At 66.2% G+C, this 12,411-nt stretch carries 12 protein-coding genes; 3 read left to right on the top strand and 9 right to left on the bottom strand.

Going from position 1 to position 12,411, the window contains the following annotated elements; translation table 11 throughout:
• From JWQ81_RS24215 to JWQ81_RS24250, 8 genes are all read right to left on the bottom strand, one after another.
• Window positions 1–238 (bottom strand): hypothetical protein (locus JWQ81_RS24215; RefSeq protein WP_297544828.1); only part of this gene is annotated, 238 nt, incomplete at its 3' end.
• A 386-nt stretch (window positions 239–624) separates the two neighbouring features.
• A complete protein-coding gene (locus JWQ81_RS24220) occupies window positions 625–873 on the bottom strand; it encodes an Lsr2 family protein (RefSeq protein ID WP_297544830.1) in 249 nt (82 codons plus the stop codon).
• A gap of 68 nt (window positions 874–941) precedes the next feature.
• Entirely contained in the window at window positions 942–2,729 is a 1,788-nt protein-coding gene (locus JWQ81_RS24225; protein ID WP_297544832.1) for a thiamine pyrophosphate-binding protein, read from the bottom strand.
• Window positions 2,730–2,750: 21 nt separating this feature from the next.
• Window positions 2,751–3,419, bottom strand: a complete 669-nt coding sequence (locus JWQ81_RS24230; protein ID WP_297544834.1) for a ThuA domain-containing protein — start codon at window positions 3,417–3,419, stop codon at window positions 2,751–2,753.
• Window positions 3,416–4,996 (bottom strand): amino acid permease, encoded by a 1,581-nt coding sequence (locus JWQ81_RS24235; protein ID WP_297544836.1) that lies wholly within the window; start codon window positions 4,994–4,996, stop codon window positions 3,416–3,418. The genes JWQ81_RS24230 and JWQ81_RS24235 overlap by 4 nt, the downstream gene beginning before the upstream one ends.
• 122 nt (window positions 4,997–5,118) lie before the next feature.
• On the bottom strand, window positions 5,119–6,456 hold the full coding sequence (gene hisD, locus JWQ81_RS24240; protein WP_297544838.1) for a histidinol dehydrogenase: 1,338 nt from the start codon (window positions 6,454–6,456) through the stop codon (window positions 5,119–5,121).
• Between the two features lie 131 nt (window positions 6,457–6,587).
• Entirely contained in the window at window positions 6,588–8,198 is a 1,611-nt protein-coding gene (locus tag JWQ81_RS24245; RefSeq protein WP_297544840.1) for a PucR family transcriptional regulator, read from the bottom strand.
• A gap of 20 nt (window positions 8,199–8,218) precedes the next feature.
• Window positions 8,219–9,241 carry a glycoside hydrolase family 3 N-terminal domain-containing protein gene (locus tag JWQ81_RS24250; RefSeq protein ID WP_297544842.1) on the bottom strand — a complete coding sequence of 341 codons (1,023 nt, stop codon included), beginning with the start codon at window positions 9,239–9,241 and terminating at the stop codon, window positions 8,219–8,221.
• A 191-nt stretch (window positions 9,242–9,432) separates the two neighbouring features.
• On the opposite strand from JWQ81_RS24250, the gene JWQ81_RS24255 reads away from it, so the two are divergent.
• Window positions 9,433–10,494 (top strand): LacI family DNA-binding transcriptional regulator, encoded by a 1,062-nt coding sequence (locus JWQ81_RS24255; RefSeq protein WP_297544920.1) that lies wholly within the window; start codon window positions 9,433–9,435, stop codon window positions 10,492–10,494.
• Window positions 10,495–10,519: 25 nt separating this feature from the next.
• A complete protein-coding gene (locus JWQ81_RS24260; RefSeq protein WP_297544844.1) occupies window positions 10,520–11,326 on the top strand; it encodes a transporter substrate-binding domain-containing protein in 807 nt (268 codons plus the stop codon).
• A gap of 93 nt (window positions 11,327–11,419) precedes the next feature.
• Here JWQ81_RS24260 and JWQ81_RS24265 read toward each other — a convergent pair whose 3' ends face one another.
• The gene (locus tag JWQ81_RS24265) at window positions 11,420–11,653 is read right to left on the bottom strand and encodes a hypothetical protein (protein WP_297544846.1); all 234 of its coding nucleotides are present in this window, start codon (window positions 11,651–11,653) and stop codon (window positions 11,420–11,422) included.
• A 166-nt stretch (window positions 11,654–11,819) separates the two neighbouring features.
• Between JWQ81_RS24265 and JWQ81_RS24270 the strand changes: the two genes are divergently transcribed.
• The gene (locus JWQ81_RS24270; RefSeq protein ID WP_297544849.1) at window positions 11,820–12,392 is read left to right on the top strand and encodes a CoA transferase; all 573 of its coding nucleotides are present in this window, start codon (window positions 11,820–11,822) and stop codon (window positions 12,390–12,392) included.
• Window positions 12,393–12,411: the final 19 nt, after the last annotated feature.

Below are 12,411 nucleotides of genomic sequence, written 5' to 3' on the forward strand. Positions count from 1 at the left end.
CGATCTGACGTGCCGCGGGCTCGGCCATCCCCGTCGTATGCATCAGCCACTGCACCGCCGAGTTGTACTGATGAGTCGCCTTGATGCCATCGGTCTCGGTCTTGGTGACCACCAGACCCAGCAGCGCGGTGTACCGGTTCATTTCCCGGGTGATGACCCGGGCGTAGTCGACCAGCGTCGCCGGATTGGCACGCCGGATATCGGCGGCATCGGGGAGGGTGGTCGTTACGCTGAGCACTCCTTTATTCTACTATGGATCAAACGTACATTCGGAACACGTTCAGGTGATACACATTATCGCGGAAGGTAGCCATCGATTATTCACAAAGTCTGCCACCGCAACGAAATCCGCCCACAGGCCGTCTGCAACTGCTTGTCGCGTCACTCGCGCATACACCAGGCTCACGAGAACGGTCGCTTACCGTGATTGGCGAATTATGCACGGCGCCAAACATGCGTTCACCGCAACGTAAATCCCTTTCGCAGCTTGGAGTCGACACAACGGAACGGGCCAAGATCCGCCTGCAGAGAACCCCAGTCCGCCCCGGTCCTTGCTGCAGTAGAGCGGAACCGACCCTGCGCGGTCAGCCCACAGCGGCGCCCAGATCCATCCGCGGATCCAGATCAAACGCGGTGAAGGTAGCCTTCACGAAATCCCGGCCGCCTCACTTCGGTGTCACCTGTGACGGTCTGGTACGCGCCAACGGATCGAGCCGCCGTGATGTACGGCTCGAGAAGCGTCCGAAACTCCGCGGCGTTTTCGTGCGACAGGTCGATCTCGTAGATGGCGCCGTTGAGACCGAAGAAGACTGTCTGCCCCGCGGGCGCACCGGTGAGGTCGTCGACCAGTCCGAAGAACACTTTGCGAACCATGGCTTTTCCTACGATACGAGGCCGGAAACCCGCGGCCGACGCGCTCACGCCGGCCGCGGGTCGAGTGGTCAGAGGTGCTGCTCGGTCGCGCGGGTGCGGTGGTACTCGTCCTGGCGCTCGTCGGTGATGTAGGCAGGGACGGGGAAGTCCCACCAACCCGGCACCCAGGGGCCGGCCGCGTCCCGGTCGGTCGGGATCTCCACGAGCGCCGGCGCGCCGGACTCGACTGCCTTACGCAGCGTCGGTTCCAGCGACTCGGCATCGGACACCTTCGACGACTCGATCCCGAAGGAAGCACCCAAAGCGGCGAAATCGGGGCTGTACGGCGAACCGTCCGGGCGCGTGAACTCCGTGCCGATGTGCCGGGAGGTCTGCTTGCGCTGGCCGCCGCGGATCGACATGTAGCCGGCGTTGTTCTGGACGACGAAGATCACCGGCGCACCCGTGGTCACGCTCAACGCGATCTCCTGGGCCGTCATCAGGAAGTCGCCGTCACCGAGCACGCAGACGACCGTGCGGTCGGGCTGCCCCAGCTTCGCGCCGATCGCGGCCGGGATGGCCCAGCCCATCGAGGAGAACCCACCGGACGTCAGATGCGTGCGCGGGCTGTAGACCGGAAAGGTCTGCTTGACCGCGCCCTGGGTGTTGCCCGAACCGGCCACGATGATCGCGTCACGCGGCAGCACCGAGCGCAGGGCACCAAGCGGGCGTTGCGAGGTGAACGGGAACCGGTCGCTGTCCCGGCGCCCTGCCAGCTTCTCCTCCCAGTCGTGCTTCAGGGTCGCCAGCTCGGCGAGGTACTCCGGACGGTCGGCAGGGGCGCTCGGCAGAGAGTCCACAATGGCCGCGACGGACCGCTGCGCATCGGCGGCGATCCCGACCTCGGCCGGGTAGTTCTTGCCGATCTCGTGGGGATCGATGTCGATGTGGATCAGCTTCGCCGGCGGGATCGAGAAGGTGACGCCCTTCGCGTAGCTCGACGCCGACCAGTCAGTGAACCGGCAGCCGACCGCCACGATGACGTCCGCCGAGCTCGCGATGGTGTTACCGGTCATCGTGCCGGTTTGCCCGACGCTGCCGGCGAAGAGTTCGTGGTCCTCGGGGAACGCGCTCTTCCCGTTCCACGTGGTCACGACCGGAATCTTCCAGTGCTCGGCCAACGCCAGGATCACGTCCGACGCGTCGGACGTGATCGCGCCACCGCCCACGACAATGACCGGACGGCGAGCGGCGCGAAGCACGTCGACCGCGCGGTCCACCGCCTGCGGATCAGGGTACTGGCGGCCGACCGGCAGCCGCCGCCGCAGATCGTGAAGCTCCACATCGGACGCCTCGGCCTGGACGTCCATCGGGATCTCGAGATGCACCGGACCCGGTCGGCCGGTCAGCATCGAATTGAAACAGCGGTGCAGGACAAAGGGGAGTTCCTCGACCCGGTTGACCACCCAGTGCCGCTTGCTGACCGCCTCGGCGATCTTCGGAAAATCGTTGGCCGTATAGCGCTCGAGTTCCTGCAGCAGGCCGTGGCCGCGCATGTGCGTCGGCGGACCACCTGTGATCACCAGCGCGCTGGTCGAATCGGTGAACGCGGTGGCCATGCCGATGACGGTGTTGCTCGCCCCGGCGCCGATCGAGGTGACCGCCGCGATGGGCCTGCCGGTGGCGCGGTAGAACCCATCGGCGAGATGGACCGCGCTCTGCTCGTGGAAAGTCTGGATGAACGGGATGTTCGACTCTTCATCGAGGAACGCGTCGGTGAGCGACCAGATCCCGTGACCGGGGATGCCGGCCACGTAGTCGACGCCGTAGTTGCGCAAGGTCCGCGCGACGATCTGGCCGCCGGTGAGGACAGTCATGGGATACTCCTTTTCCTGCGGTTACTTGCTGTCGCGGGCCGCCCAGGCGAAGCCCTGGGTGCAAAGCCTCGTCACGTCCGGGTTCTGCAGGTCGTCCAGGTCATGGCCGACCGCGCTGTAGAACACCCGTCCCTGTCCCCAGGTCCGAGTCCAGGCCTGCGGCATCCGCTTGCCTTCGATCCAGGGCACGTGTTCGCCGGTGAAGGTCGTTTCGGCCAGCACATGGTTGTTCGGGTCGACCGACATGTAGTACTGCTCCGACGCGACCCGGAAATCACCGACAGCCGCGGTGATCTCATGATCATGGTCGACAATCGAAACCTCGTAGGGGTATTTCACCCCTTCGCCTGCTGGGTGCTCCAGGAAGCTTCCCCCGAGTAACCAGTGGTACTTGATGCTCGTGCGGAATGCCGCCGCGGCACCATGCCAGGCAGCGATTCCGGTGCCTGCCTCGACCGCGCCGAGCAAGCCCGCTTCCTGAGCCGCCGAAAGACCGTCGGACAGCAGCGCATTGTTCCAGTTGAGCGCGATCAGATCGTAGCTGGTGAGATCGTCGTCGAGGGCGAAGACATCGTTGGTCTCCGTCACGTCGAATCCCAATTCCGCGAAGAGCGGGAGGGTCCATTTGGTGGCGATCTCGTAGGGTTTATGGCCGGGCCAGCCACCGTAAAGGTAGAGCACTCGGGTCATCGGATACTCCTGTTCCTCGGGTTCAGTGTGGCGGCGCGGTCACGGAGTCGCGCCGCGATTTCGATCGCGTCACCCTCCGGTGCGGTGGACTTGCGTTCCGGTTTCGCCACCAGCAGGTAGACCAACCCGACCGCGGACACGACGAGGAATCCGATCAGCGCGATCCAGCGGTCGATGAACGACGAGGCGGCGTTGCCGGTGGGGGCGGCGAGCAGGACCATCGCGAAGACGCCGTAGACCAAGGCGGCAGCGTTGATGGCGATTCCGTACCGGCCGAGGCTCCAAGCTCCCGCCGGACGCCACCCGCGTAGCCGCATGCGTAGTGCGGCAAGGACAACCATCTGGAACGCGACGTAGCCCGCCAGCACCTGGAAGGCAACGATCCGCACCAGGGAGTCCGGTGAGAAGTAGACGAACACGAAAATCAGCACCGGCACGACGTTGACCGCGAGCAAGGCGTTGAACGGAACCCGTCGGTGCCGCGAGACCTTGGAAAACACCCGAGCGCCCGGGAACATGTCGTCGCGAGCGAACGAGAACACGATGCGACTTGCCGCGGCCTGCTGGCTCATCACGCCTGCGATGAACGACGTCAACGTCACCACGAGGATGAGCTTGGTACCGACGATGCCCACCGAACTCTGCAGGATCGCCGGAATGGGGTTCGTGTCCTTGCCCGAGACGATCGATGCCAGGTCAGGCGCAGCGAGTGCGTAGCCGGCGAAGGCGAGGATCGCCGCGAGACCACCGACGACCACCGTCAATTGCATGGCGCGAGGAATGCTGCGCGCCGGATTCGGGACTTCTTCGGCGATTTCTCCGCAGGCTTCGAACCCGTAGAACAGGAAGAGGCCGACCAGCGACGCGGCGATGAAAGCCCCCGCGTACCCGCCGCCATGGCTGGTGCCCATACCGTCGACGAAAATCGAGATCGGGTTGTGCCGGTGGAAGATCAGCAGGTAAAGACCGACCACTACGATGCCGATGAGCTCGGCGGCAAGGCCGATCTTCGAAATCAGCGCGAGCACCCTGGTGCCGAAACTGTTGCACACCAGGCAGACGATCGTGATGGCGAGGGCGATGAGCAGCCGCTGCCCAGGCGTCGAACTGATCCCAGGAGCGGCTGCGGTGCCGCCGAACAGGCTGGCTACGAAGTCCGAACTGTACAACGCGGTGCTCGTGATACCGATCGTGATGCAGCAGATATAGGTCCAGGAGGTGAACCACGCATACCGGCCGTTCCACAGGCGGCGAGACCACTGATACAGCCCACCGGCGAGGGGGAACTGCGACACCACCTCACCGAAGACCAGTGCCACCAGCAACTGGCCGAGCCCGATGATCACAATCCAGAAGATCGACGGCGGCCCGGCCGCCGAGAGCCCCACGGCAAAGAGCGAAACGACACCGACCAGCGGCGACAAGTAGACGAAACCGAGGGCGAAATTTCCCCAGAGACTGACTTTGCGGTCGAACTTCTGCTCGTAGCCCAGAGCTGCGAGCAGTTCGGTGTCCTCGGCGGAGGACACCGGACCGGTGGTCTCGGACGACGGTACTGGGGGAGCGTCGGTTGACACCGCTCCCGGCGCTTTCTTCACTGCTGACAAAACGGCCTCCAACGGCCAGGTGAAACATGCTTGGTTCTTCGTAATCCCCTACCGGCGCCAGCCCCGGGATGACCGGGATGGCGGGGTGTACCTCAGCCGCGACGATCAGGCGCGGCGAAGGTGTGGTCTGTCCACTCAGGACGGGCGGAACCGAAGCGGGCGCTTCGGATGTCACCGGACCGGGCATGTCCTTCGAAGTTCTCCAGTCGGGACGCACGGCCGCAGATCTCGCCGAGCTCCGCGCTCGACTGCGCGTCCTGGATCTCCTGATAGGTAACGGTCTTGAGGTACTTCCCGACCCAGAGCCCGCCGGTGTACCGCGCCGCGCCGAGGGTCGGCAGGACATGGTTGGTGCCGATCACCTTGTCGCCGTAGGCGACGCAGGTCTTGTCTCCCAGGAAAAGTGCTCCGTAGTTGCGCATGCGGTCCAGTGCGACGCGCGGCTCGGCGGTGAGCACCTGGACATGCTCGCTGGCGTACTCGTCGGCAAGCTCGTACGCGGCCTTGAGGTCCGGCACGACAAGCACTTCGCCACGATCCCGCCAGGCCTGACCTGCCACTTCGCGAGTCGGCAGGTTGACCAGCAACTCGTCGACGTAGTCGACAGCGCGCCTGGCCACCTCCTCGGAGGTGGTGATCAGCACCGCTGGGGAATCCGGTCCGTGCTCGGCCTGGGAGAGCAAGTCGGTCGCCACAACGAAGGGGTCAGCCGTGTCGTCGGCGATGATCAGCACTTCGGTGGGGCCGGCGAACAGGTCGATGCCGACCTCTCCGAACAGTTGCCGTTTGGCCTCGGCGACATAGGCGTTGCCCGGTCCGGCCAGCATGTCGACCGCGGCGATCGTCTCGGTGCCGAGCGCGAGCGCGGCTACGGCCTGCACCCCGCCCATCACGTAGATCTCGTCGGCGCCGGCCAGGTGCATCGCGGCGATACTCACGGCCGGCGGAGCTCCGCGGTCCGGCGGCGTGGTGGCGGCAACCCGCCCGACACCGGCGACCTTGGCCGTCACCACGGTCATGTGCGCCGACGCGGTCAGCGGGTACCGTCCACCTGGGACGTAAGCGCCCACGGAACCGATCGGGATGTTGCGCTGTCCCAAGTAGACTCCGGGAAGGGTCTCCACCTCGAAGTCGGTGAGGGAATCACGTTGCGCTTGGGCGAAACCGCGGACCTGCCGCTGGACGAAGCGCAGGTCGTCGAGGACGGTCTCCGGAACCGACGACACGACGGCGGCGATCTCATCGGGGCCCAGCCGATACGAATCGGGTGACCAGGAATCGAACTTTTCCGACCAGCGCCGCAGCGCCGCGTCGCCGTTCGCCCGGACGTCCGCGATAACCTCGGCTACCGTGTCGACGGTCTCCGGCCGGCTCGTCCGCGACGCCGCCGATGCGACGGGCTGCTTCACGATCTTGGTCGATGTGGGCACTTCGCACTCCTTGCCGATACGCGAACTCCTGCGTTCTTGTCCGAGAAGTCTGGGCAACGCGTGACCCGAGCGACAGACACAAGTTGTGCAGTCCTCAAGGCCCGCACTGCACGGAGTGGAACTGGCGCCGTTCAGCTACGCCGGAAGGTCGGCCGGCGCAGCAGGTCATGGCCGCGAACGGCGAGTTGAAGGCGTTGCTGCGTATCGACTTCTCCGACGTCGATGCCGAGCAACGAGGAAAGCCGCTCGAGCCGGTGATAGAGGGTGCGCCGCTGGACGAACAGCACCTCCGCGGCGCGGGCCTTGTTACCACCGCACTCCAGGAACGCACGAAGCGTTGGCAGCAAGGGATTTCCGGTGAGCGCATCATGCTCGAGCAGCGAGCCGAGCTCGTCTTCGACGTACCGCGTCAGCTCAGGCCCTTCCGCGAGAGCCACCAGCAACCTGAGGGCGCCGAGATCGTCGAAGCGCAGAAGCTGGGGCTCCGGGGCGGTGGAGGCCACGGACGCGGCGCTCCGTCCCTGCCGGACCGCGGTCGGCAACGCGGCAGGCGGCACGACTCGGCTGACGCCGCCCCACACGCCTCGTTTCGCCAGCACCGCAAGCAACTCCTTGTCGCCCGAGCCCGGCGGAAGCCCGGCGACCGCCAGATCGAAGTCCCCGATGTCGCCGACCACCGCCGGCCAGCCGGCATCGCGCAGCACGCCGATGAGGTCCCGGTCGGTGAAGAGCCCACCGCTCGCGTCCCGCCCGGTGACCACGACGATCAACTGTCGATCGCGCAAGTCCTGGCCGAGCGCCAGTGCGCGGACGATGAACTTCTCGCCGGAGATGTCTCCGAGTTGGAGCCGGTTGAGCAGGGTCCCGTGCCGCTGCGCGGCGCGGGCGCCGTTCTCCCGCTCGCTCAGCAAGGTGATCGTTATGGCCGCGGCGGCCCGCTCGAGCGTCCTGAGGTCGGTCGGACTCGGCCGGACCGAACCATGCAGCAGGTGCAGCCAGCCCCAAGACTCCCCTCGCAGGACGACGGACCGACGCGCGCAGGCCACGACGTCGCGGAAGGAATCCGGCCGCGCCGTCGGCGCGAAGGCCTGCCCGCGCAGCGGAGGATTGTGCCGTTCGTGGATCGCCCGTGAGTGGACGCCCCACTCCCCCACGATCTTGTCCGCTTCCGGGGTCGCCCCCGCGTAGACGAGCATCTGGTGGGCGACATCCTCGAGTACGACTGGGTAGCCCGTCCGCAGCGCGAGCTCCCGAACCATGTCGACGTAGTCCTCGTCGGCCACCAGGAGGTCCATGAAGGCCTGCCCGGTGGCTTCCTCCGCGATCAACTGGCTGACCCGGAGTTCGACCAGTACCTCGTGAATCTGGGCCGAGGCCTCGACGAACGGGATCTCGTCGACAAGGCCGACCAGTGGCAGCCCGACCGCCCGCGCTTCCTCGATCGCCGCCTCCGGCATCGAGTCGAACATGCGTCCCGCGAGTTCGACGACGAGCACGGCGGCGTGAGCGTCCGCGAGCCGCCTGATGAACGCCCGCTGGAGGTCCGCGGTCTCGCCCATGCCGAGCCCGGCGGTCAGCAGCATCTCCTCGCCGGACAGGAACCGGTGGATGTCCGGGATCTCGCCGGTGTGTACCCAGCGAACCGGACGATCGAGCCGGTCGTGTCCGGCGAAGACCCGTACTTCCGTGCGGCGGAAGACTTCCAGCTCGAGCGCGGCCCGGACGGTCAGTACCTCAGCCATCACGGCACCTGCCCAACTCTTCAGAACCGGCGAGCGTGGCTCCCGGCGATCTCGGCGACCCGCCGCACCCGCTCGGCGGCGTTCGTCAGACGCGCGGCGAATTCCGGCTCGCGTTGGGCACGCCGGGCGATCTGCTGGGCGATGTCAGCCAGTTCGGGCCCTCCCGGCAGCAGCAGGAGGTCTGCCCCGGCTTCAAGACTGGCGAGCACCGTGTCGACGAAGGAGCGTCCGTGCGTGGTACTGGGCGTGTCCAGGTCGTCGCTGACGACGAGTCCTTCGAAACCGAGGCGCCGGCGAAGCACCTCGATGGTCACCGCGGACGTCGACGCAGGTTCCTTCGGATCGACCGATTCCACCACGACCGGTCCGACCATGACCGCGTGGACCCCGGCGGCGACGACGCGGCTGAACGGTTCGAGCGCGGCATACACCGAGTGTGCGGCGCTCAGCACGGTGTCGCCGAGCGCCGGGTCGTTCGCCAGGTCAGGGTGGCCGGGGAAATGCTTCGCCACCGCGATCACCCCGGCGCTCTGCACACCAGTGACGAATGCTGCGCCGATGCGACCCACTTCGTTCTCGTTGAAGGGAAGCGTCCTCCCTTCCAACCACGGATTGGGCCCGGTGAGCACATCGAGGACCGGCGAGAGGAACATGTTCACCCCCAGCCGGCGACCGGCGTCGGCGACGGCGGCCGCGGCGGCCGAGATCTCCTCGTCCGGCAGGCCTGCCAGCGCTTCCCCTGCCGGGAAAGGCGGTACCAGATCGTGCAGCCGGGTGATCCCCCACGGCTCTTGGTCGACGGCAAGCAGGGCCGGCCCGTCGACGCGGCTTTCGACGTCGGCCACGAACGCCTGGAAGTCCTCGGCCTTTTCGGTGGCGCGCCGGTCGGCCGTCATCTCCCTGCCCACGTACTCGGCCCGGGTTTCACCGATCAGGACCGATTGCGTGCCACGCTCCAGCAGCTGCGTCAGCCACGGCTCGACGGTCATTCCGCCCGCCACCGGCAGCAGCACGGCGTGCGCCTCCGGCTCGAATTCAGTCACTGTCGACCTCCTGGTACCGATCATGTTGACCATGGCGCCGGCTTGGTGTTGACCTTGGTGATACGATTAACCAGCGTCCACAGATTGACACGACCGGCAGAGCGTGTCAACAGTCAGTAGCCGCCCTGTCGACTGACGTACCGAGAGTCACCGGGAATCGACTCTCCGAGGAGGCCCAAGACGTGGTGAACATGAAAGACGTCGCGCGCGAAGCCGGTGTATCCCAAGCGGCGGTCTCCTACGCCTACAGCCGCCCCGGGAAACTCTCGGACGGCCAACGCCTGCACATCATGGAGACAGCCACCCGCTTGGGTTACGCGGGCCCGAACATCGTCGGCGCCAGCCTGCGCTCCGGAAAGATCGGCGCCATCGGCGTCATGCTCATGGACACCCTCGAGTACGCCTTCACCGACCCTTCGACCAGGGCGTTACTCGAAGGCGTTGTGCAGAGCCACAAGTTCGACGACCTGGCGCTCACCCTGTTACCACTCCCCCACGACGCCGAGTCACTCCAGCCGCAGAACGGTGGGGACCGATCGGCTTTGCAGGGCCTCGTCGACGGCGTCATCGTGCACAGCCTCCCCGATGACCACTCCGCGCTGCTGACCCTCCAGTCACGCGGCATCCCCATGGTCATCGTGGACGCCCCGCGACTGGCCGGGGTCCCACTGGTCGGCATTCCCGATCGGCAGGCGGCGCGCGGGCAACTGGACCACGTCCTGCGGCTCGGGCACCAACGAGTCGGGATCATCGTGGAACGCCTTGCCCCGGACGGTTTCCACGGCCGCGTGAGCGCGTCCAGGCGTGTCCGGAGTACCGAAGGTGTGGTCCGCGAGCGCGTCGAGGGCTACCGCGAGTCCTACGAAGCCGCCGGCGGCGATTTCCAGCGAGTGCCCATCATTGAAGCCGGTGCCTTCGATCTCACGTCCGGTAGCGAGGCTGCCCACGCCCTTCTCGACAACCATGACGTAACGGCTGTCGTCACCACGTCGGACACCATGGCCATCGCGGCGTTGAAAGCAGCCGGCGAACGAGGCCTGCGAGTCCCCGAGGACCTGTCGATCATCGGCTTCGACGACGCCTACGAAGCCGAACGCTGGGGGCTGACCACCATCCGTCAACCCATGGTGGAAAAGGGAACCCTGGCAGCCACCATGCTTTTCGACATGCTGCGCGACAACTCCACGCCGGCGAGCGTTTCACTGCCCACCGAACTCATCGTGCGGCAGACCACAGCGCAACCGACCCGGTAGCAAATTACAACACTTGAGGATGGTCATGACTTCTGGCGTGAAGAGCAGTCGCCTTCGTTGGCTGGTAGGGGTTCTCGCCGTGGTGGCGGTGGTCACCGGGACGGACGCGTCGGCAAGTACCGGTTCCGGCAGCAGAAGCAGACTTGACGCGATCACCAGCCGTGGTGTGCTGAACGTCTGCAGCACCGGCGACTACCGGCCGTTCAGCTTCCGCGACGCGAACGGCAACTGGAGCGGCGTCGACATCGACATGGCTGCCGACCTCGCCACTCACCTCGGCGTGAAGCTCGCCTTTGTGCCCTCGACATTTGCCACGATGGCCACCGACGTGGGCGTCAAATGCGACGTCGGAATGGGCGGCGTGTCGATTACTCTGGACCGCGCCAAAGCGGCGTTCTTCACCCAGCCCTATCTCCGCGATGGAAAGACACCCATCACCCGGTGCGAAAACACCGCCAAGTACCAGACACTGGCGCAGATCGACCAGTCCGGTGTCCGGGTGATCGTCAACCCCGGTGGTACCAACGAACAGTTCGACACCGCGAACCTGCACCAGGCGACCATCGTCCATTATCCGGACAACAACACGATCTTCGACGCGTTGCTGGCCGGGCAGGCCGACCTGATGATCACCGACGCCACTGAGACCCGCTATCAGGCCAAGCAGCACCCGGAACTGTGCGCGGTCCACCCGGACCAGCCGTTCACCTTCGCCGAGAAGGCGTACCTTCTGCCGCGCGGCGACGTCGTGTTCCAGCAGTGGGTCGACCAGTGGCTGCACATCGCGCTGAACGACGGCACCTACCAACGAATCAGCGCACCCCTCGGCTGACTCGCCTTCTGTTGTCCCCCAACAGAGTTGGCGGCACCCAACACTAGTGTCGCGTCATCTCGGACTCCATCGCGTCGCGCGCTCGGTCGACGCTCAGCTGGCTTTCGTGCGGGTCGGTGACCGGCAAGCGACATCCGGGTCCATCGATGCCGGGTGGATGAGCTGAAAGATCCGGGTGAACGTGCAGCACCCCTCGTCCAGCGGCTCCACGGTGAACGTCGCGATTCCCGTGACCACGTCATCCGCGGTGGCACTCGCGGGGTCGAAGACCTGGCCCGCGGCAACCCACAGATGGCCTGGGCGCAGCGCGACGACGGTGCACCGCAAAGCATTGACCGGACCACCCGGGTCGAAATGCTCGACAAGCCTGTCACCGAACCGGGACGGCTTGGCCAGGTCGCCGTCGAACTGGGTGACACCGCAACGGCGACTGATACATCGGCGACGCTGTCCTTTCTGGGACTCCCTCGTCGGAACATCGACCTTCCTGCAGATGGACGACCTGGTCCGGTTCGAGGGTCGACCCGCCCCACCCCGAGGCGGCCGGGACTACCGCGGCCCGCACGCGCTTCACCGCTACTACCCCACCAGTGACCAGTGGGTCTGCGTCGATGCCGGCGACGACGCGTCAGCATTGCGAGCGCTTGTGGCGGTCGGCGTCGGCCACGCGGACGTCGATGACGACGAACTCGCCGACGTACTCGGACAGAGCCTTGGTGAGCTGGACTCCGTCTCGGCGGCAGGCTGGCTCAACGAGCTTGGCATCGCCGCGGTGCCGGCCCGGCGCGTCACCGAAGTGCTCCAGGACCCGCAGCTGCTGCTGACCGAGTTCAGCCACATCCAGGCGGCTGACGGAGGAGGCTTTTTCAGTGTGCCCGGGCGGCACGCCGCCTTCAGCCGCACTCCGCGGTTCGGCCCGCTGCGACCGCCCGGCATCGGCCAGCACACCCGGGAGGTCCTGGAAGCGGCCGGCCTGACCCCGGACGAGATCGACGCCGCCCTCGCCGACGGCCTCATCACCACGGGAGGCGTCATGCCCGCCCGCCTCACCACCGCCTACCGGTGAACGTCCATTGTGGACAATT

The organism is Amycolatopsis sp. (assembly GCF_025464955.1).
Lineage (GTDB): Bacteria > Actinomycetota > Actinomycetes > Mycobacteriales > Pseudonocardiaceae > Amycolatopsis.

Bases quoted from the DNA above. Each gene is read 5' to 3' on its own strand.
- JWQ81_RS24255 (WP_297544920.1), top strand. From the start codon at position 9,433: ATGAAAGACGTCGCGCGCGAAGCCGGTGTATCCCAAGCGGCGGTCTCC.
- JWQ81_RS24245 (WP_297544840.1), bottom strand. From the start codon at position 8,198: ATGGCTGAGGTACTGACCGTCCGGGCCGCGCTCGAGCTGGAAGTCTTC.
- JWQ81_RS24260 (WP_297544844.1), top strand. From the start codon at position 10,520: ATGACTTCTGGCGTGAAGAGCAGTCGCCTTCGTTGGCTGGTAGGGGTT.
- JWQ81_RS24220 (WP_297544830.1), bottom strand. From the start codon at position 873: ATGGTTCGCAAAGTGTTCTTCGGACTGGTCGACGACCTCACCGGTGCG.
- JWQ81_RS24225 (WP_297544832.1), bottom strand. From the start codon at position 2,729: ATGACTGTCCTCACCGGCGGCCAGATCGTCGCGCGGACCTTGCGCAAC.
- JWQ81_RS24270 (WP_297544849.1), top strand. From the start codon at position 11,820: ATGGACGACCTGGTCCGGTTCGAGGGTCGACCCGCCCCACCCCGAGGC.
- JWQ81_RS24230 (WP_297544834.1), bottom strand. From the start codon at position 3,419: ATGACCCGAGTGCTCTACCTTTACGGTGGCTGGCCCGGCCATAAACCC.